The 19,010-nt window shown below is 67.4% G+C and carries 16 protein-coding genes and 1 tRNA gene; 11 read left to right on the forward strand and 6 right to left on the reverse strand.

The features are described 5' to 3' along the window. Nucleotides 1–3: 3 nt before the first annotated feature. The 3 genes from CXY81_RS13440 to CXY81_RS13450 all read left to right on the forward strand — a co-directional run bounded on the left by CXY81_RS13440 (nt 4) and on the right by CXY81_RS13450 (nt 3,616). A complete protein-coding gene (locus CXY81_RS13440; protein WP_233194171.1) occupies nt 4–987 on the forward strand; it encodes an ABC transporter ATP-binding protein in 984 nt (327 codons plus the stop codon). Continuing rightward, nucleotides 974–1,855 carry an ABC transporter permease gene (locus tag CXY81_RS13445; RefSeq protein WP_104171660.1) on the forward strand — a complete coding sequence of 294 codons (882 nt, stop codon included), beginning with the start codon at nt 974–976 and terminating at the stop codon, nt 1,853–1,855. Before CXY81_RS13440 ends, CXY81_RS13445 begins: the two co-directional genes overlap by 14 nt. A 273-nt stretch (nt 1,856–2,128) precedes the next feature. After that, nucleotides 2,129–3,616: an amino acid permease gene (locus CXY81_RS13450; RefSeq protein WP_104195145.1), complete on the forward strand. Its 1,488-nt coding sequence runs from the start codon at nt 2,129–2,131 to the stop codon at nt 3,614–3,616. On the opposite strand, the gene CXY81_RS13455 is transcribed toward CXY81_RS13450, so the two are convergent. Then, complete coding sequence (locus CXY81_RS13455) at nt 3,613–4,839, reverse strand: CdaR family transcriptional regulator (protein WP_104171662.1); 1,227 nt, start codon at nt 4,837–4,839, stop codon at nt 3,613–3,615. The two genes, CXY81_RS13450 and CXY81_RS13455, sit on opposite strands and share 4 nt — an antisense overlap. A 357-nt stretch (nt 4,840–5,196) precedes the next feature. Between CXY81_RS13455 and ald the strand changes: the two genes are divergently transcribed. Then, on the forward strand, nt 5,197–6,315 hold the full coding sequence (gene ald / locus CXY81_RS13460; protein WP_104171663.1) for an alanine dehydrogenase: 1,119 nt from the start codon (nt 5,197–5,199) through the stop codon (nt 6,313–6,315). 245 nt (nt 6,316–6,560) lie between these two features. On the opposite strand, the gene CXY81_RS13465 is transcribed toward ald, so the two are convergent. The 5 genes from CXY81_RS13465 to CXY81_RS13485 form a co-directional block, all read right to left on the reverse strand. Continuing rightward, nucleotides 6,561–7,250, reverse strand: a complete 690-nt coding sequence (locus CXY81_RS13465; protein ID WP_104195146.1) for a TetR/AcrR family transcriptional regulator — start codon at nt 7,248–7,250, stop codon at nt 6,561–6,563. After that, a complete protein-coding gene (locus CXY81_RS13470) occupies nt 7,243–8,544 on the reverse strand; it encodes an ABC transporter permease (RefSeq protein WP_104195147.1) in 1,302 nt (433 codons plus the stop codon). The genes CXY81_RS13465 and CXY81_RS13470 overlap by 8 nt, the downstream gene beginning before the upstream one ends. Further along, on the reverse strand, nt 8,541–9,263 hold the full coding sequence (locus CXY81_RS13475) for an ABC transporter ATP-binding protein (protein WP_104171666.1): 723 nt from the start codon (nt 9,261–9,263) through the stop codon (nt 8,541–8,543). The genes CXY81_RS13470 and CXY81_RS13475 overlap by 4 nt, the downstream gene beginning before the upstream one ends. Nucleotides 9,264–9,458: 195 nt before the next feature. Then, nucleotides 9,459–11,129, reverse strand: coding sequence for a hypothetical protein (locus CXY81_RS13480; protein ID WP_146067702.1), 1,671 nt, complete (start codon nt 11,127–11,129; stop codon nt 9,459–9,461). 270 nt (nt 11,130–11,399) lie between these two features. Next, nucleotides 11,400–12,038 carry an MBL fold metallo-hydrolase gene (locus CXY81_RS13485; RefSeq protein ID WP_104195149.1) on the reverse strand — a complete coding sequence of 213 codons (639 nt, stop codon included), beginning with the start codon at nt 12,036–12,038 and terminating at the stop codon, nt 11,400–11,402. Between the two features lie 56 nt (nt 12,039–12,094). Between CXY81_RS13485 and CXY81_RS13490 the strand changes: the two genes are divergently transcribed. The 7 genes from CXY81_RS13490 (at nt 12,095) to murA (ending at nt 18,954) form a co-directional block, all read left to right on the forward strand. Continuing rightward, nucleotides 12,095–12,994, forward strand: a complete 900-nt coding sequence (locus CXY81_RS13490) for a diacylglycerol kinase family protein (RefSeq protein ID WP_104195150.1) — start codon at nt 12,095–12,097, stop codon at nt 12,992–12,994. A gap of 56 nt (nt 12,995–13,050) precedes the next feature. Further along, a tRNA-Glu gene (locus CXY81_RS13495) sits at nt 13,051–13,123 on the forward strand. Between the two features lie 238 nt (nt 13,124–13,361). After that, entirely contained in the window at nt 13,362–14,387 is a 1,026-nt protein-coding gene (locus CXY81_RS13500) for a TerC family protein (protein ID WP_104195151.1), read from the forward strand. Nucleotides 14,388–14,431: 44 nt separating this feature from the next. Beyond that, complete coding sequence (locus CXY81_RS13505; RefSeq protein ID WP_233194172.1) at nt 14,432–15,274, forward strand: PP2C family serine/threonine-protein phosphatase; 843 nt, start codon at nt 14,432–14,434, stop codon at nt 15,272–15,274. Nucleotides 15,275–15,475: 201 nt separating this feature from the next. After that, on the forward strand, nt 15,476–16,921 hold the full coding sequence (gene leuC, locus CXY81_RS13510; protein ID WP_104171670.1) for a 3-isopropylmalate dehydratase large subunit: 1,446 nt from the start codon (nt 15,476–15,478) through the stop codon (nt 16,919–16,921). Between the two features lie 3 nt (nt 16,922–16,924). Continuing rightward, nucleotides 16,925–17,533 (forward strand): 3-isopropylmalate dehydratase small subunit, encoded by a 609-nt coding sequence (gene leuD, locus CXY81_RS13515; RefSeq protein WP_104103024.1) that lies wholly within the window; start codon nt 16,925–16,927, stop codon nt 17,531–17,533. Nucleotides 17,534–17,631: 98 nt separating this feature from the next. Next, nucleotides 17,632–18,954 (forward strand): UDP-N-acetylglucosamine 1-carboxyvinyltransferase, encoded by a 1,323-nt coding sequence (gene murA, locus CXY81_RS13520; protein WP_233194190.1) that lies wholly within the window; start codon nt 17,632–17,634, stop codon nt 18,952–18,954. Nucleotides 18,955–19,010 lie beyond the last annotated feature (56 nt).

The following is a 19,010-nucleotide window of genomic DNA, read 5'->3' on the forward strand; positions in this document are numbered from 1 at the left end:
ACAGTGACAGCCGCAACCCCGGCTCCCGATCTCGCGATCGAGAGCCGGGGTCTCACCAAGCGCTTCGGCGAGCAGATCGCAGTGAACGAGATCGACCTGGCTGTCCCGCGCGGAGCGGTCTTCGGATTCCTCGGGCCGAACGGCTCCGGTAAGACCACCAGCATCCGCATGCTGCTCGGCCTAACCCAGGCCAGCAGTGGGCAGATCAGCGTGCTGGGGCAGAGCATGCCCGACAGTCTGCACGCGGTGCTACCGCGCGTGGGCGCCCTCGTGGAGGGACCGGCGTTCTACCCATTCCTCTCCGGAGCCGCCAACCTGCGCCGGCTCGACACCGCCGACCGCAACGCGCCGTCTGGCACGCGAGGCGCCCGGGTCGAGCAGGCACTGGCGCGCGTGGGCCTGACCCACGCCGCCGGCAAGAAGGTAGCTGCCTACTCGCTGGGCATGAAGCAGCGCCTCGGCATCGCCAACGCGCTTCTGCAGCCGCGGGAACTGCTCGTGCTCGACGAACCCACAAACGGGCTCGACCCGCAGGGCACCCGCGAGGTGCGCAGCCTGGTGCGGTCGCTCGCGGCCGAGGGCACCACGGTCTTCGTCTCGAGCCATTTGCTCGCCGAGGTGGAGCAGATGTGCACTCACGCCGCGGTGATGAGCGGCGGCAACCTCGTGGCCCAGGGCACGCTGGCCGACCTGCGCCACGTGGGCCAGACGCGGGTCCGCGTGCGCACACCGGATGCCGCCGCGGCCGCAGCCGTGCTGACCGGCCTCGGTCTGGCACCCGTGCACAGCGACGTGCCCGAGCAGGACCCCTGGATCGCGGCTCCGCTGCCCCGAGAAATGTCGGTCGACCTGACCGGGCAGCCGGAGTCCATCGTCACGGCTCTCGTCGCCGGTGGCGTGCGCGTGCGCGGTTTTCTGATCGAGGAATCCAGCCTGGAAGAACGTTTCGTGGCCCTGACCGGAGAAGGTTTCGATGTCCTCCAATAGCGTGGCGAGCTCGAAGGTGTCGGGCAACGGCGTTCCGAGCCGGCGCCGATCAGCCGGACCGGCCCTGCTCGGCTCCGAGTTAACGGTGCTGTTCCGCCGCCGCCGCACCTGGGCGATGCTGGTCGCCATCGCTCTCATCCCCATCCTGCTCGCCGTCGCCGTGCGGCTTTCGTCGGAGACCTTGGCACCGGGAGAGGGCCCGCCCTTCCTGGACCGGGTCACCCAGAACGGCCTGTTCGTGGCGTTCACCGCCATGATCGTGGCCATCCCGTTGTTCCTTCCGCTCACCATCGGCGTCGTCGCCGGCGACACCATCGCGGGGGAGGCCGGGCAGGGCACCCTGCGCTACCTGCTCGTGGCCCCGGCCGGGCGTTTGCGCCTGCTACTCGTCAAGTACGCCGGCGTCGCCGTGTTCTGCCTGGCCGCGACGTTGACCCTTGCGGTGGCCGGGACCCTGATCGGGGCCGCACTGTTCCCGGTCGGGCCGGTGACACTGCTTTCGGGCGATGTGATCAGCGTGCCGGAATCGCTGCTGCGCTCCGGGCTGATCTCGCTCTACGTGACAGTCTCGCTGCTCGGCTTTGCGGCGATCGGGTTGTTCATCTCCACCCTCACCGATGTTCCCGTGGGGGCGATGGCCGCCACGGTCGTGGTGTCGGTCGTCGTGCAGATCCTCGACGTGCTCCCGCAACTGTCGTGGCTGGATCCGTGGCTCTTCAGCCACTACTGGCTGGGCTTCGCCGACCTGTTGCGGCAGCCCATGGACCTGGGCTCGTTCGGCGACAACGTGCTCCTGCAACTGGGCTACATCGCCGTGTTCGGTGCCCTGGCCTACGGCCGGTTCTCCACCAAAGACATCTTGTCCTGACCCTTCGTCCGGTTGGGACCACCACGCCCGAACAGCCGACGACGTTTGGCCCGCGGATGCTCGACATCTGTCGATCAGGTCTGGCCCGCGGCCGCGGGGTGCGGGCTGGGGTGCGCCTCGGCTGCCACCCGGGTTCGGGGGACGCCCGCCCGAGGACGTAGCGTTGCTACTTCAGAACCCGAGTCGGGCCGCTTCACAACCGTGAGGCCCCAACGGGTTGACACGGTCGTCCTCTAGGTGGCTGTGTCTGCGCCGTTTTGAGGAAGAAGCCCCATGCCTGAACGCACCACCGCGGTACCCGGAACCTCACGTACCGGGGCCGCAGCCCGAGACTCGCACGCGGATCCGAGCCTTGCTCGCTCGTTGAGTCGGCGGCACATCCAGATGCTCGCCATCGGCGGCACGATCGGAACCGGGCTGTTCATGGGCGCCGGCAAGACCATCTCCCTCGCCGGGCCGGCCGTGATCTTCGTCTACATGATCATCGGCTTCATGCTTTTCTTCGTGATGCGGGCCATGGGCGAGATCCTGCTGTCCAACCTGGACTACAAGTCGTTCAGCGACTTTGCCGGTGACCTGCTCGGCCCGTGGGCGAGCTTCTTCACCGGCTGGTCGTATTGGGCGTTCTGGGTGATCACCGGCGTCGCCGACATCGTGGCCATCTCCGGCTACGTCGACGTGCTGGCACCGGGCACGCCGCTGTGGATCCCCGCGCTGCTCACTCCGGTTGCGCTGATCCTGCTCAACCTGCCGAGCGTCAAGGCGTTCGGTGAAGCCGAGTTCTGGTTTGCGCTGATCAAGGTCGTCGCCATCGTGGCCCTGATCGGAACCGGCCTGGTAATGATCATTACGCACTTCACCTCCCCGTCGGGTGCCGTGGCCGGCTTCGAGAACATCTGGAACGACGGCGGGATGTTCCCGCACGGCGTCGCCGGCTTCGTGCTCGGCTTCCAGATCGCCATCTTCGCCTTCGCCGGAATCGAGCTTGTCGGCACCGCGGCCGCGGAGACGAGGGACCCGGAGAAGAACTTGCCCCGGGCCATCAACACCATTCCGCTGCGGCTGCTGCTCTTCTACGTGGGTGCCCTGGTGATCATCATGTCGGTCAACCCGTGGCGCACCATCGACCAAGGCAGCAGCCCTTTCATCGGCATGTTCGCCCTCGCCGGGCTGGGGGTCGCGGCCATCGTCGTCAACCTGGTCGTGCTCACCTCCGCCGCCTCGAGTGCCAACTCCGGCATCTACTCGACCTCCCGGATGGTCTACGGCCTCGCGCAGGACGGCAATGCCCCGAAGACCTTCGGCACGCTGAGCAGCCGCAAGGTGCCGAGGAACGCCCTGCTGTTCTCCTGCATATTCCTGCTGGCCGGGCTGGTGCTGCTGTACACGGGTGATTCCTTCATGGGCGCTTTCACGCTTGTCACCTCGGTGGCATCTGTGCTGACGATGTTCGTCTGGTCCATCATCATGGTCAGCTACCTCGCCTTCCTGCGCCGCCGTCCCGACCTGCACGCCGCCTCGAAATACAGGATGCCGGGCGCTCGGTTCATGCCCTGGGTCGTGCTGGCGTTCTTCGCCTTCATGCTCTGGGCCCTGGGCCAGGCTGACGACACGCGCCTCGCGCTGGTCGTGGCCCCGGTCTGGTTTCTGGCCCTCGGCGCCGCGTGGTACGTCAACCGCAAGGCGCCGCTGCAGCAGGCCCGGATCGTGGAGTGGAAGGCCGACGTTCAAGCAGAGAAGGCCACGCTCGTCCGGCGCTAGATCCGCGGCCGCCGCGACCAGCGGTCTGCCTTCATCGCGAGGTGCAGTTCCAGCCGCACCTGGCCGCCCAGCGGGTCAGCGCCGATCAGGGTGCGGATCTTCGCCAGCCGGTTGTAGATGCTGCTGCGGTGCAGGTGCAGGGCCGCCGCGACATCCTGAACCGACCCGTCGGTGTCGTAGAGCAGTTCCAGCATCGGAAGCAACTCGTGGTTGTCGTCGAAGTCCCGCAGCTCGGCGAAGTAGACCGATTCCACGGGGGAAAGGTTGCGGCTGCTGGCCGCGAGGAACTGGTAGACGCCGATCTGGCGGAAATCGGCGATGGTGCCCAACCGGGCGTCGACGGCGGCGGCCTGCACCGCTTTGCGGGACTGGATGTAGGCATCCGGGAACCGTCTGAGATCGGTGAACACCTCGCTGAAGCCCATCAGGTCGGGACGCTCGGGGGTGCCGCCACGCCGGGCGAGTTCGGACCGATAGCGGTGAAGCATCTCGGTGTGTGCCACCTTGCCCGGTGAATCGCGCAGCAGCACAACCGCGTGGGTCTCGGTGCCGGCGCTGAACCGGGCCGCGTCGATGCCGACCGTGGCGTGCAGCGCCGAGATCCGCTGGAGCAGAACGCCGGCGGCGAAATCGGGCGTGGCCTCGCCGCCGTCGGCCTGCTCGACGGGGCGGGGCATCAGGGTGGCGAGATGCCACGGTCCGGTCCCATGAATCTGCGGCCAGCCCGCGATCTCCTCGATGGCGGATGTCTCCGCGTGGCAGGCCGCGAGGAATAGGGCCTCACGTTGCCGGCGGTGCTCGGATTCGGCGGTGTTGGTGTCGAGCAGGGTCTCGGCCAGCCGGTCCAGCTGGCCGCGCACAGCGGGCAGCTCACGGAGGATCGCCTCCGGGGATTCGTCGTGCGACCCCTGCATCGCCCACAGGTAGCCGACCCGGAACCCCCGCACCATCAGCGGCACACAGACGCGGCCGAGCATGCCCAGCGCGGCGTTGGCGGGAACGGCGACGGGACGGACCGCTGTGCTGATTCCGTGCTGCAACTGCCAAGCGCTGACGTCGGCGGGCACCTTCTTGCTCAACAGGAAATTGACACGCACGCTGTCGGCGAGCGGCTGGTCCCTGCTGTACGCCAGCAGGCCTCCGTCGAGGTCCTCGAGCGAGAGGGCGCGGTCCAGGCCGGCCGCGAGGTGTTCGACCAGGTCTTCGATTTCCGCGGTTCTCATTGGCTCAATGCTAGGGGGCCGGAGCAGGCCGGAAACGGACATCAGGCGACGCTTGCCGGGTTGACGCGCGACAACTGTCGAGTGACAAAGCGGTTCCCCGTTTCGGTGACCGGTGCGGTCCGGAGCGAAGCCGACCGTGATCACCAGGAAAACCCCTGAACACGAGGCTTATTTATGCTGCGGTGGAGCCGTTGTCGGCATCGGTCTCCGCCGCTGGAGCGCAGGGCCGACGGCGGCGTGCGGCTCGGGCCGAATTGGTGGATTTAGTCTTGACCCCGCTGCGGTTCACCGTCGAAAGTGGCGCCGCAGCCACCTGTCACAAGTTCAACGAAGCAGTACTGAGCAACGGAGTCGGCCATGATCATCGGTGTACCCAAGGAAATCAAGAACAACGAATTCCGCGTAGCCATCACAGCCTCGGGCGTGCACGAGTTCCTGGCCGCCGGCCACACCGTGTTGGTCGAAAAGGGTGCCGGCCTCGGATCGCACATCACCGACGACGAGTACCACGTGGCCGGCGCCGAGCTGGTCGACTCCGCCGACGAGATCTGGGCCCGCGCCGACATGGTGATGAAGGTTAAGGAACCGGTCGCTTCCGAGTACCACCGCTTCCGCGAGGGTCTGATCCTCTTCACCTACCTGCACCTGGCCGCCGAGCCTGACCTCACCCGCGCCCTGACCGAAGCCGGCGTCACCGCCATCGCCTACGAGACGGTGCAGACCGCCAACCGCGCGCTGCCGCTGCTGGCCCCGATGAGCGAGGTGGCCGGCCGACTGGCCGTGCAGGTCGGCGCGCAGTCCCTGATGGCCCCGGCCGGCGGCAAGGGCGTGCTGCTCGGCGGCGTGCCCGGGGTGCGCCCCGCGAAGGTCGTCGTGCTGGGCGCCGGCGTCGCCGGCACCAACGCGGCCGCCATGGCAATGGGCCTCGGCGCCGACGTCACGATCCTCGACATCAACATCGACCGGCTGCGCCAGCTCGACGCGCAGTACCAGGGTCGGCTGAAAACTGTCGCGTCCAACTCCTACGAGATCGAGAATGCCGTGACGGATGCCGACCTGGTCATCGGCTCCGTGCTGATCCCGGGCGCCAAGGCCCCGAAGCTGGTCACCAACGCCCTCGTGGCGCGCATGAAGTCCGGCTCCGTGCTGGTCGACATTGCCGTGGACCAGGGCGGCTGCTTCGAGGACACCCACGCGACCACGCACGAAAACCCGACCTACCGCGTTCACAACTCGATCTTTTACTGCGTCGCCAACATGCCCGGCGCCGTGCCGAACACGTCGACCTACGCGCTGACCAACGTCACCCTGCGGTACGCCCTCTCACTGGCCAACCTCGGCGTGAAGGCGGCGCTCGAGCGCGATGACGCCTTGGCCCTCGGCCTGAACGTCGCCGCCGGAGCGGTCACGAACCGTTCCGTGTCCGAAGCCCACGGCCTGCCGCTGGCCGACTGGCGCGAGCTCGTCACCGCGTAGCGCCGCGAGCGCTCCTGGCCTGCCGCCGGTCGAGCAACCGGTGGTCGGGCTCGTCGAGAAGCGGCGACCCGACGTCCGGAGGCTCCCGTTCGGCGCTCGAGCTCGTCGAGACCCGGTGCGCCACCCCGCGCTAACTTCGGAGATTTTCGCAACACGCCGCTCAGCCGGGCGCGAAAACCGGGGTTTCCCGAAAATCTCCGGGATTACGTCACGATGGATGCCCGTTTGCGACGCTGCGGCGCCCGTTAGCGGGGCGCCGGAACAGCCGTCTCCGTCAGGCGCTGCACCAGGGCGAGGGAGTGGTGCAGTAACTCGCCGGGGCTGCCGGTGAAGCCGCCGGAGAACCACTTCCGCATCGAGTAGCGCATGACACTGCCCGCGAGGGCGACGACCATTCTGGCCTCGTCGGCCAGATCGGGGGTGCCCGTCTCGGTGCGCCCCTGGGCGTGGAAGCGGTCGAGGACCAGCTGCACCAGATGCTCCTCCAGCTCCGCGATGCGGGACGTCTCCCCGGTGAGGAGTTCCGGGGTGCGCTCGATCAGCATCCTACGGTTACGGAGGAGTTCCGTGTCGGGGGAGTGGTCGGCCACGGCGGCAGCGATCATTTCGACGAGGTCGCCCAGCACGTCCCGGCCGGTGCCGTGCAGGAACGCCTGGTGCTCGGCATCCGTCGGCTGAGGCGGCGCACCGCCGAGGAACGCGCCGTCCTTCGTGCCGAAGTAGTTGAAGAAGGTGCGCGGCGAGACCACGGCCGCCTCGCAGATCATGTCGACCGTCACCCGGTCGTAGCCGTGCTCGAGGGCCAGCGAGATGGCGGCCCGCTCCAGCGCCGACTGGGTGGCCGCGCGCTTGCGGGCGCGCAGCCCCAGGTCGGCGGCGGGGCCGGCCGGACCGGGGCCGTTCGGGCCCGCACCGCTCTGGCCCGTGCTACTCATACCGCAGGGCGTCGATCGGGTTCTGCCGCGCCGCGGCCCGGGCGGGCAGGGTACCGGCCAGGAAGGCGATCAACATGACGACGCCGATGATGATGGCGATCGAACTCGGCGCGAACTGCACGACCTGAAGTCCGGGCAGGTTCTCGAACACGGTCGTAGCAAGGATGTTGCTGATCACCGAACCGACGCCCACCGCAACGAGCGCGCCCAGGGCGCTGCCCAGGAAGCCGATGAAGACGGCCTCGGTGCTGAACAGGGCGTAGACACGGCCGCCGTTCATGCCCATAGCCTTCATCAGCCCGATCTCCCGGGTGCGTTCCTGCACGCTCATCAGCAGCGTGTTGATGATGCCGAAGCCGGCGGCGATCAGCGCGATCACGGCGAAGGCGTTGAGCACGCCGATGATGACGTTGATCACGGTTTCGAACGAGCCGATCTGGTCCGCGACGGTCTGCGAGGCGTAGCCCTGGTCGGCGAGGTCGGCCTTGATCGCGACGATCTCCTCGTCGGAGGCGTCCAGGTCGAACCGGGCGGTCGCGCTGGCGTAGCTCTGTGGTGCCCCGGCGGGGGTGCCGGCGAGTTCGACGTCGTGCAGCCGGTCGGTCAGCGGCTGGTTGAGGCCGGCCCCAGCGCCAAGGATGGTCTCGTTCTGCACGCCGACGATGGTGGCCGGAACCTGCTGCGGGGTGCCCGCGAAATCAGTGATGCCGATGGAGACGGTCTGGCCGATGGCCGACTCCGGGGTACTGAAGCCCAGCGCGTCGAGGTAGGTGGTCGGCAGCAGAAGCTGGTCGGTGGCGCTCTCGTTGTCCAGTTGAGCCCCGGCCGCCAGGTCGGCCGTGGTGAGGGTGGCGGCCGCGTTCACGGTCAGCTCGAACTTTCCGCTGCCGTCGTACTCGATGAAGTCGGGCGTCACCTGCACCGCCGGGTCGACGCCGAGGATGCCGCTGGTGGCCTTGATCGTGTCGAGATCGGCGTCGGTGAGCGCCTGGATGGTGCTGCCAGGGCGCGAGCCGTTGCCCAGGCTGATCGTGGTGGCCTTCTCCGGGTCATACGCGGCCGGTCCGTCGCTCTCCGTCGCCGCGGCGTCGTCGGTCTTGGAGACCGTGAGAACATCCGCCGCACCGATCGCCGAGACCTGGCTGTTGATGTAGCTCGTCACCCCGGTGCCGATGCCGCTGGTGATGGTGAGCGTGAACGCGCCGATGAAGATGGCGATGACGGTCAGGCCGGTGCGGAGCTTGCTGCGAAAACTGTTCGCGATCGCGGTTGTGATGATGTCGACGAATTTCATGCGCGCGCTCCCTCGGGCTTCGAGATGGCTTCAGGAGATCTGGTGACGTCCTCGATCCCGTCCCGGATGAAGATCTGGCGGTCGCAGCGGGCAGCGAGATCGATGTCGTGGGTGACGATGATGAGCGTGATGCCCTTGTCCTTATTGAGGGAGAAGAGGATGTCCTCGACGACGGCTCCGGTGGCCGTGTCGAGGTTGCCGGTCGGTTCGTCCGCGAAGATCACCTTCGGGTTGTTGACCAGGGCCCGGGCGATGACGGCGCGCTGCTTCTGCCCGCCGGAGAGGTTCATGGCCTTGTTCTTCGCCTTGTCGGCCAGCTCCAACTGCTCCAAGGCCTTCATTCCGCGCGCCCTGCGCGCCTGCGGGCTGACCCCGGCTATCTTCAGGGGGAGCACGACATTCTCGAGCACACTCGCATTGGCGGTGAGGAAGAACTGCTGGAAGACGAACCCGAAGTCCTGGTTACGAAGCCGGTTCACCTCCTTGCCCTTGAGCTTCTTCGCATCCGTTCCCTCGACCAGCAGCGCGCCGCTGTCCGGGTCGTCCAGCAGCGCCAACAGGTGCATGAGCGTGGACTTGCCGGACCCGCTCTTGCCGACGATGGCGACGGATTCACCGGCGCGGATGTCGACGGAGACTCCCTTGAGCGCGTCGAAACGGTTCGCCCCGCTCCCATAGGACTTGCCGATGTTCTGGGCCGAGAGAACGGGAACAGTCATAGGGGCAGCATCCTTCGGGGGAGACGTCATCGGGTCGCACTTGTGCAGAGCCATCAAAATTACAGTAGCTGCACCGATGCCCCGTCAGCTGGGTGCGCCCTGTGCAGGGGCGGTGCATCCCCTTCTTTGGTTTTGGGCCGGACAAAGCGGGGCCCGGATCAGTGGATCCAGGCCCCGCGGCCTATCGGTTCTCGGTCAGCGCCCCATTCTCAGGCGGCGGATCAGCCAGACGGTTGCCCCTGCCAGGACCAATCCGATCAGGACCATGATCCCGGGAGCCGCGCGATTGAAGCTCAGCGTCTCGGCGCCATCGGCCAGCTTGCCTGAACCCGCGGCCACCTTGGCATAGCCGGCGCTCAGCTCGGCGGTGCCGGCGGCGAGCGTGTTCGCACCGTCGAGGAGCGTCCCGGATCCGTCCGACACCTTCTCGGTGCCTTCGGCCAGGGCAGTGGACCCGGTTTCGAGCGCAGTGGTGCCGGCGACCAGCGTGGACGCCCCCGCCGCGAGGGTCTGCGTGCCGTCGGTCAATGACCCGGCGCCGACCGAGATGCGGGTTGCGCCGTCGGCGAGACTCACAGCGCCAGTTGCCAGGGTCGTCGCTCCCGTGAACAACGACGAGGCGCCGGCGGCTACTCGGCTGGTGCCGCCCTGGAGGGAGCTTGCACCGGTGGAAACCGCGCTGGTGCCGGCCGCAACCCGTTCGGAACCGGCGGTGAGGGCCTGCGTACCGACCTGGAGTTCCGAGGCCCCCGTCGCGACGGCACCTGTCCCCGCGGCCACCGCGGCAGCTCCGCCGGACACCTGGGCCGCGCCGGCGGCGAGGGTTGTGAGCCCGTCGCGCAGTTCTGCGGATCTCGTCTGGAGCACCGCAGTGCCCTCGCTCAGGGGCGTCAATCCGTCGCGGAGGACGGCCGAACCGTCCCGAAGGGCAACAGCCCCGGACTCAACCCCCGTGGTGCCCGTGTGCAGGCTGGAGGCGGCGGAGCTCAGCCCCTGGAGAGTGGCCAGAAGGGCGTCCGGGGTGATCGTGTCCGCCTCGACCTGGTCGGCCAGGGTGGCGAGGGCGGCATCCAGCCTCGTGGCGCCCGCAGCGACGCTGCGGGCTCCGTCGCTGAGCTCGGTCGCCCCCAGCGCGAGGGCCTCGGCGCCGCGCCGGGCCTGGTTCGTGCCCTGGGCGGCGGATGCCGTTCCAACGACGAGCAGGACCGAGCCGTCGCGAGCCGTCCTGGCGCCGAGGGCAGCCTGGCCGGCGCCGGTGGCCAGGGTTGCCGCACCCGCGGCAACCTGCGTTGCGCCGGCGGAGACCTTCATGGCGCCGGTCCCTGTCGTGGCGACGCCGGCGGCGAGAGTCGCCGCACCGGTCGCAGCAGCTCCGGCACCGGCGGCGAGAGCGCTCGCTCCGCTGGCGGCGGTGGCGGCGCCGGCGGACAGCGTCTCCGCACCCCGTGCGGCCGATTCGGCGCCGAGCACCAGCCTGGTGCTGCCGCTGACGCTCGTGAGTGCTCCGTCGAGGAGGGTGCCGGCGCCGGCCGAAGCGTTCGCCGCACCTGTCGCCAGGCTGATGGCGCCCGTGTTGGCCCGGGTCGCCCCAGCCTGGAGGTCGGTCGCACCGGCGGCCGCGGCGGCCGCGCCCTCCGACAGCGTTTCGGCGCCCACGGCGAGTTGTGCCGCGCCGCCGGTGACTTTCAGGGAGCCGGTTTCCACCGTGACGGCTCCGGTGGAGAGTTCTCCGGCGCCGCTGGCCAGCCGCCCGGTGGTCAGGAAGAAGAACGTCAGCAGCATGACCAGCATGAGGCTGAGCCCGGCCACAGTGGAGCGAATGCCAATGGTGCCTGGGCGGGATAGTGCACGGTCAGATCTCGTCATTGAGGCTCCTTGAAAGACGTGAGCAGGCATGCGGGCATGCCGGAACTCACATGGTGTGGTGTGCGGTGCGCGGTCAGACTCCGACGTCACGGCCGGTGGTTCACGGCCGTGCGGCACGGTGGCGCGCCGGAGTGACACGACCGTAGCAGTGGGGAGAGGCCACGAACCGAAGCCCGGAAAAGTTCAGGGCCAGGGCTAACGCATTCCGCGCTGACTATATATCGTTTGTGGGATTCCTACAGGGCTACCCCCCGAAAGGAGCGTCAAACATCACAGGTCAAGGGACTCGTTCGGCTCGAGCGGGAAGAACTCGCCGCCGTTCTGCTCGGTGGCCCAGTGAATCCGGGCGTTGGACAGTTCCTTGCCACCCCGGGAGAGTCCCATTTCGTGGGTGGGGAAGGTGCGGCGCGGCTCAAGGGCCAGCACGTAGTCCATCACCTCGCTGATCTTGAGCCAGGGCGCGCCGGCCGGAACGGCGAGGGTCTGCACTGTCACGCCTTCCGGAATCGCAAACGAGTCACCGCCGTAGTAGAGCTCCTCGTCGACGAGTACGCCGAGGTTGTCGATCACCGGGATCGTTTTGTGGATGATAGCGTGCGTGCCGCCGAAGAAGCGCAGCCGAAACGGCCCGGCCTGCACGGTGTCGCCCGCGCTGACGACGGTCACGGGATAGCCGGCGGCGGCGGCCGCGACCCCGGCCGGGGCAAAGATCGCCACGTCGGGGTTCAGGGCGATGATGCGGTCCAGCTGTTCCGGGGTCCAGTGGTCGGGGTGCTCGTGGGTGAGCACGACGGCGACGGCCCGGGCGGTGTCGGTGAGCGGGCTCGTGAACGAGCCGGGATCGATGAATAACTTCTGGCCGGCCTTGTCAAGAATCAAAGCCGCGTGCTCGAGTTTCGTCAGTTTCATGGATTGAGCTAATACCCAATCCCAGAGCGCTGCAAGCTGAGACCATACATGGAGCGGTGCCTCCATGTCTTCACCTCGTCGTCGCCATCAACGCCGCCGCCGCTTTCGGTCGCCGCAGGGACGTCGGCCCTCGGGTTGCCCAGGCCCTGGTCGCGGCCGGCCACCAGGTGACCAGTCTGAGCGCCCCCAGCTTCGACGCGCTTCGCCGCGACGTCCAGGGCGCGCTGGTGTCGCGGGTCGACGCGCTCGTGGTCGTCGGCGGCGACGGGATGGTCAGCCTTGGCACCAACCTCCTGGCTGGCACGAGTCGACCCCTGGCCATTGTGCCGTGCGGCACGGGCAACGACCTCGCGCGCGGGCTGGGGATCCCGGTCGACGACACGGATGCCGCCATCCGTCACCTGCTCGATGCCCTCACCCGCCCGCCGCGGGCCATAGACACCGCCCGGGTGCGGTGCGGCGACACGACGATCTGGTTCGCGGGCGTGCTTTCGGCCGGGCTCGACGCCGTGGTCAACGAACGGGCCAACCGGATGCGCCGGCCCCGCGGGAAGAGCCGCTACACCCTGGCCATGCTGCTGGTGCTGACGACGTTTCGGCCCATCTCCTACCGGCTGACCGTCGACGGCCGGCCACGCCGGGTGCGGGCCATGCTGATCTCCGTCGCCAACAACGTGTCGATCGGCGGCGGCATGCGCATCGTTCCGGGTGCGGTGATCGACGACGGCCTGCTGGACCTCTTCATCGTGGCCCCGCTGTCGCGGGCGGGTTTCCTCCGCGTCTTCCCGAAGGTATTCTCGGGCACGCATGCAACCCTGCCGCAGGTGGAAATCACCCGGTGTCGCAGCATCCGGATCGACGCCGACCGGGTCGCCGCCTACGCCGACGGGGAGAGGGTCGGGGCAATGCCGGTGCAGGTCGACGTGGTACCCAAAGCCCTGCTCGTGCACGCCTGAGCCGCTCAGTTTGGTTTTAGCTATCGGCGTGTGGCATATTAGGTGAGTTGCAAAACGGCCCCATCGTTTAGCGGCCTAGGACATCGCCCTCTCACGGCGGTAACGCGGGTTCGAATCCCGCTGGGGTCACAACAGCCCGGTTTCCTTCTTTTCGAGGGGCACCGGGTGTCTTATTTAAGCGAGACCCCGGTAGACTCCACGGAGTGAAGGGGAATATCCCTGTGCCCGTTTCGGGCACCTCGCCGTGAACGTCAACACGGGCCGCGTCGCAGGGGCCCGGCACGGCGGTATCGATCCATCGATACGGGAGAGACTCTCAGGTTTCCTGCTGCCTCCAGCATCCCCTTCAGTGAAAGGCTCAACACGCATGGAAATTGCTCTTCCGCTCTGGTTTGAGATTGGGTCGCTCGTCGTCCTGACGCTCATCCTGGTTGCCGACCTCCTCATCGTCTTCAAGCGGCCGCACGTGCCCTCGATGCGCGAGGCCAGCCTGTGGGTTGCCTTCTACGTGGGACTGGCCCTGATCTTCGCCCTGCTGATGCTGGTTCTGGGCGACGCCGAGCACGCGGGACAGTTCCTCGCCGGCTGGCTCACGGAGTACAGCCTCAGCATCGACAACCTGTTCGTTTTCGTCATCATCATGGCGAGGTTCTCGGTGCCCCGGAAGTACCAGCAGGAGGTGCTGATCGTGGGCATCATCATCGCGCTGGTGCTGCGCGGCATCTTCATCCTGCTCGGAGCCCAGCTGATCGAGAACTTCAGCTGGATCTTCTACATTTTCGGCGCGTTCCTCCTCTACACGGCCGTGCACCAGGCGGTCGCAAAAGAGCCCGACGTGGACGAGGCCGACAACGGGCTGATCCGTTACCTGCGTCGGCACATGAACATCTCGTCGACCTTCGACGGTTCGAAGTTGCGCACCCTGGTCGACGGCAAGAAGGTCTTAACCCCCATGCTGATCGTGCTCCTCGCGATCGGCACCACCGACCTGGTCTTCGCCCTCGACTCCATCCCGGCGATCTTCGGCATCACGCAGAGCCCCTTCATCGTGTTCACCGCGAACGTGTTCGCCCTGATGGGGCTGCGTCAGCTGTACTTCCTGCTGGGCGGGCTGCTCGAACGCCTCGAATACCTCAATTACGGGATCGCATTCATCCTGTTCTTCATCGGCGTCAAGCTTGTCTTCCATGCCCTGCACAACAATGAGGTCTTCTTCATCAACGGCGGCGAGGGCGTGGGCTGGGCTCCGGAGATCGACACCTGGACTTCTCTCTGGGTGATCGTGGTTTCCATGGCCGTGGCCACCATCGCCAGCCTGATCAAGGCTCGGCGGGATGCTCGCCGGCGCGGTCACACCCTCGCCGAGGAGATCCCCCACTTCGTCGAGGAGTGACATTCGCCGACGTGCCTCGCACGCACTCGAACACAGGAGCTGACGTGGCCTCGCAGAGTGAGAGCGAACTGGTGCTCCCCGCAACCCGTGCGCGGTTCGTGTTCAGTGCCCGGAGCGACGTCGGCCGCGAGCGCAAGGTCAACGAGGACAGCTTTCTGGCCCAGGCCCCGGTCTTCCTGGTCGCCGACGGCATGGGTGGTCACGCCCAGGGCGACGTGGCCAGCCAGACAGTCGTGCGGGTCTTCGAGGAACACATCGCCTGCGACGCACCTTCGACCCCGGAACGCGTGCTCGACGCCATCCACTCGTCGAACGATGCGGTGCGCGACCTCAGCGCCGTCGACGACTACGGCACCGCGGTGTCCGGCACGACGCTGTCGGGCATCGCGTTCGTCGACGCCGGCGACGACGTCGGCTTCCACTGGATGGCCTTCAACGTCGGCGACTCGCGGGTCTACACCTGGGACGGGCACACGTTGGCGCAGCTGAGCGTCGACCATTCCGCTGTGCAGGAGATGGTCGACGCGGGTCTCATTTCCAGTGACGAGGCGGAGCAGCATCCGGAACGCAACGTGATCACCCGCGCGATCGGCGCCGACGAGTCCGTGGACGCCGACGTGTGGCTGCTACCGGCGTCCGGGCGGCACGCGTTCCTGATCTGCTCCGACGGACTGACCAAGGAACTCGGCGCGGCCGAGATCGCGAAGATCCTGGCATCCTATGACGGTGATAGCTTGCCCAGCCGGTCCCGCGCAGACGTGCTCGTCGACGCGGCTCTGGCCCGCGGCGGACACGACAACGTGACGGTCGTCTATGTGGAGTCGGAACTGGGCAACCCTGAGCAGGACGACACCGCCGACACGGGCGAAGCAGCGCGCCACAGATAGAGTGGCGTCGTGGACACAGCGGAAAGCACCCTCGAATGAGGGGCGTCAGGCAAAGCTCGCACACGCAAAGTGTTAGCCTGTCAGGGTGCTGCTGCGTCGACTCTCTCTTCCCTGCCGCGACGAGTCCCAGTTCTGAGGCCTCTCTCGTCGTGGAGTTTCTGGTTGGCTGCATACCCATCGTTGAGGAAGACGCACACACACATGACTGACGCACCACTGCTGGAAGAACGTCCGCGTACTCTGGCCGAAAAGGTTTGGGACAAACACCTCGTCGCCAAGGGCGAAGACGGCACGCCCGACCTGATCTACATCGACCTGCACCTCGTGCACGAGGTCACCAGCCCGCAGGCCTTCGACGGGCTGCGCCTGGCCGGACGCCCTCTGCGCCGCCCCGATCTCACCATCGCCACGGAAGACCACAACACGCCGACCCTGGCGATCGACCAGCCCATCGCCGACCTCACCAGCCGCACCCAGATCGAGACGTTGCGGCGCAACTGCGAGGAATTCGGCATTCGCCTGCACTCGCTCGGCGACATCGAGCAGGGCATCGTGCACGTCGTCGGACCGCAGCTGGGCCTGACCCAGCCGGGCATCACCGTCGTCTGCGGCGACTCCCATACCTCCACCCACGGCGCCTTCGGGGCCATGGCGCTCGGCATCGGCACAAGCGAGGTAGAGCACGTGATGGCCACCCAGACTCTGCCCCTGACACCCTTCAAGACCATGGCGATCACCGTCGACGGCACTCTCCGCCCCGGCGTGACGGCCAAGGACATCATCCTCGCCGTGATCGCGAAGATCGGTACCGGCGGTGGCCAGGGCTACGTGCTCGAATACCGCGGCAGCGCCATCCGCGCCCTCTCCATGGAGGGTCGCATGACCATCTGCAACATGTCGATCGAGGCCGGCGCCCGCGCGGGCATGGTGGCCCCGGATGCGATCACCTACGACTACCTTCAGGGTCGCGCACACGCCCCGGAAGGCCAGGATTGGCTCGACGCGGTCGGCTACTGGGACACCCTCGCCACCGACGACGGCGCTGTGTTCGACGCCGAGGTGCTGCTCGACGCCGACACTCTCGAACCCTTCGTGACCTGGGGCACCAACCCCGGGCAGGGCGTGTCCCTGAGCGATACCGTGCCGGACCCGTCCGGAATCATCGACGCCAACGAGCGCTCGGCCGCCGAACGCGCCCTCGAGTACATGGACCTGGCGGCTGGCACCCCGATGAAGGAGATCCGGGTAGACACCGTCTTCCTCGGCTCCTGCACCAACAGCCGGGTCGAGGACCTGCGCGCCGCCGCCAACATCATCCAGGGCCATAGCCTGGCCCCCGGCGTGCGGATGCTGGTGGTGCCCGGTTCTGCGCGGGTGCGCATCGAGGCCGAGGCGGAGGGCCTCGATAAGATCTTCACCGACTTCGGCGCCGAATGGCGCTTCGCCGGCTGTTCGATGTGCCTCGGCATGAACCCCGACCAGCTCGCTCCCGGCGAGCGGTGCGCTTCCACGAGCAACCGCAATTTCGAGGGCCGTCAGGGCAAGGGCGGGCGCACGCACCTCGTCTCCCCGCTGGTCGCGGCGGCGACCGCTATCCGCGGTACGCTGTCGAGCCCGTGGGACCTGGTCCAGGATGGAGACGAGTAAGTAATGGAAAAGTTCACAACCGTCACGGGCATCGCGCTTCCACTGCGCCGCTCCAACGTCGACACCGACCAGATCATTCCCGCCGTCTACCTCAAGCGCGTCACCAAGACCGGCTTCGAAGACGCCCTCTTCGCCCGCTGGCGCGCCGACCCCGACTTCGTACTCAACAATCCGGCCTACGAGGGTGCCCGCGTGCTCGTGGCCGGCGCCGACTTCGGCACCGGCTCCTCGCGGGAGCACGCCGTCTGGGCGCTACGCGACTACGGCTTCGACGTGGTCCTCAGCCCCCGCTTCGGCGACATCTTCCGCGGCAACTCCGGCAAGCAGGGTCTGCTCGCCGGCCAGATCTCCGAGGCCGACGCCCAGCGCCTGTGGGACATCATCGAGGCCTGTCCCGGAGTCGAACTGACGGTCGACCTCGTGTCGAGGACCGCCCGCGTGGGCGGCCTCACCGTTCCGTTCGAGATCGATGACTATACCCGGTGGCGCCTCCTCGAGGGCCTCGACGACATCGGCCTCACACTGCGCGATGAAGCGCGGATCGCAGAATTCGAATCCCACCGGGAGCCATGGCGGCCCCGCACTCTCCCCGCAAGGCAGGTACGTTTGTGAGCACCATCAGCGAAATCACCCAGGACCGTGAAGACGACCAGAACCGGTCGGACGCGCAGAACCGCGAGAACGCCCAGAACTGGGGCGCGGCCGTCGGGCTGCAGGGCGACCGGATCACCATCCGCGGCGGCATCCCCCTGGTCGGCCGGATCGAACTTAAAGGCGCGAAGAACCTGGTCACCAAGGCCATGGTCGCGGCCCTTCTCGGTGAGAGTCCTAGCACGCTCAAGAACGTGCCGAACATCAGCGACGTGCGCATCGTGCGCCAGCTGCTCGAAGTGCACGGCGTCAAGGTCACCGACGGCGCCGAGCCCGGCGAACTGCTGCTCGACCCGGTCGACGTCGAGAGCGCGCATTTCGCGGCGATCGACGCGCACGCCGGTTCCTCGCGCATCCCGATCCTGTTCTGCGGCCCTCTGCTGCACCGCCTCGGGGAGGCGTTCATCCCCGATCTCGGCGGCTGCCGCATCGGCGACCGCCCGATCGACTACCACCTGGACGTGCTGCGCAAGTTCGGCGCCGTCGTCGAGAAGCAGCCCAACGGCATCCGGATGTCCGCGCCCAACGGACTCAAGGGCACCAAGGTGTCCCTGCCCTACCCGAGCGTCGGCGCGACCGAGCAGGTACTCCTGACCGCCGTGCGCGCGGAGGGCATCACCGAGCTCAAGGGCGCGGCGATCGAGCCCGAGATCATGGATCTCATCAACATTCTGCAGAAGATGGGCGCCATCATCACGGTCGACACCGACCGGGTGATCCGGATCGAGGGCGTCGAGCGCCTCGAGGGCTACAACCACCGCGCCCTGTTCGACCGGAACGAGGCGGCCAGCTGGGCGGCAGCGGCCCTGGCCACCGACGGCGACATCTTCGTCGGCGGCGCGCGCCAGCCCGAGATGTTGACGTTCCTGAACGTGTTCCGCAAGGTCGGTGGGGCGTTTGACATCGAAGACGACGGCATCCGTTTTTACCACCCGGGCGGCGACCTCAAGCCCGTCATCATCGAGACGGATGTGCACCCCGGCTTCATGACGGATTGGCAGCAGCCGCTCGTGATCGCCTTGACCCACGCGCACGGCGTCTCGATCGTGCACGAGACCGTCTACGAGCAGCGCTTCGGCTTCGTGGACGCTCTCGTCGAGATGGGCGCCACCATCCAAATCCACCGGGAATGCCTCGGCGGGCACCCCTGCCGGTTCGGCCAGCGCAACTTCAACCATTCGGCCGTGATCACCGGGCCGACGAAACTGACCGGCGCCGACATCGAGGTTCCCGATTTGCGTGGTGGCTTCAGCCACCTGATCGCGGCGCTGACCGCGAAGGGAACCTCCACCGTCAGCAACGTCGGAATCATCAGCCGCGGCTACGAGAACTTCATCACCAAGCTTCAACTGTTGGGGGCTGACTTCGATCTCGAAGGATAATGGGGCTGTGCCAGCATCCGATCCAGCGTCCGTGTCCGATCCAACGCCCCAGACCC

The sequence above is a fragment of the Cryobacterium sp. M25 genome, from assembly GCF_002929635.1.
GTDB classification, from domain to species: Bacteria; Actinomycetota; Actinomycetes; order Actinomycetales; family Microbacteriaceae; genus Cryobacterium; species Cryobacterium sandaracinum.

Coding starts and splice junctions, on each gene's coding strand:
- CXY81_RS13450 (WP_104195145.1), top strand. CDS start 2,129: ATGCCTGAACGCACCACCGCGGTACCCGGAACCTCACGTACCGGGGCC.
- ald (WP_104171663.1), top strand. CDS start 5,197: ATGATCATCGGTGTACCCAAGGAAATCAAGAACAACGAATTCCGCGTA.
- CXY81_RS13455 (WP_104171662.1), bottom strand. CDS start 4,839: ATGAGAACCGCGGAAATCGAAGACCTGGTCGAACACCTCGCGGCCGGC.
- CXY81_RS13485 (WP_104195149.1), bottom strand. CDS start 12,038: ATGAAACTGACGAAACTCGAGCACGCGGCTTTGATTCTTGACAAGGCC.
- CXY81_RS13475 (WP_104171666.1), bottom strand. CDS start 9,263: ATGACTGTTCCCGTTCTCTCGGCCCAGAACATCGGCAAGTCCTATGGG.
- CXY81_RS13480 (WP_146067702.1), bottom strand. CDS start 11,129: ATGACGAGATCTGACCGTGCACTATCCCGCCCAGGCACCATTGGCATT.
- leuD (WP_104103024.1), top strand. CDS start 16,925: ATGGAAAAGTTCACAACCGTCACGGGCATCGCGCTTCCACTGCGCCGC.
- CXY81_RS13445 (WP_104171660.1), top strand. CDS start 974: ATGTCCTCCAATAGCGTGGCGAGCTCGAAGGTGTCGGGCAACGGCGTT.
- CXY81_RS13500 (WP_104195151.1), top strand. CDS start 13,362: ATGGAAATTGCTCTTCCGCTCTGGTTTGAGATTGGGTCGCTCGTCGTC.
- CXY81_RS13465 (WP_104195146.1), bottom strand. CDS start 7,250: ATGAGTAGCACGGGCCAGAGCGGTGCGGGCCCGAACGGCCCCGGTCCG.
- leuC (WP_104171670.1), top strand. CDS start 15,476: ATGACTGACGCACCACTGCTGGAAGAACGTCCGCGTACTCTGGCCGAA.
- CXY81_RS13470 (WP_104195147.1), bottom strand. CDS start 8,544: ATGAAATTCGTCGACATCATCACAACCGCGATCGCGAACAGTTTTCGC.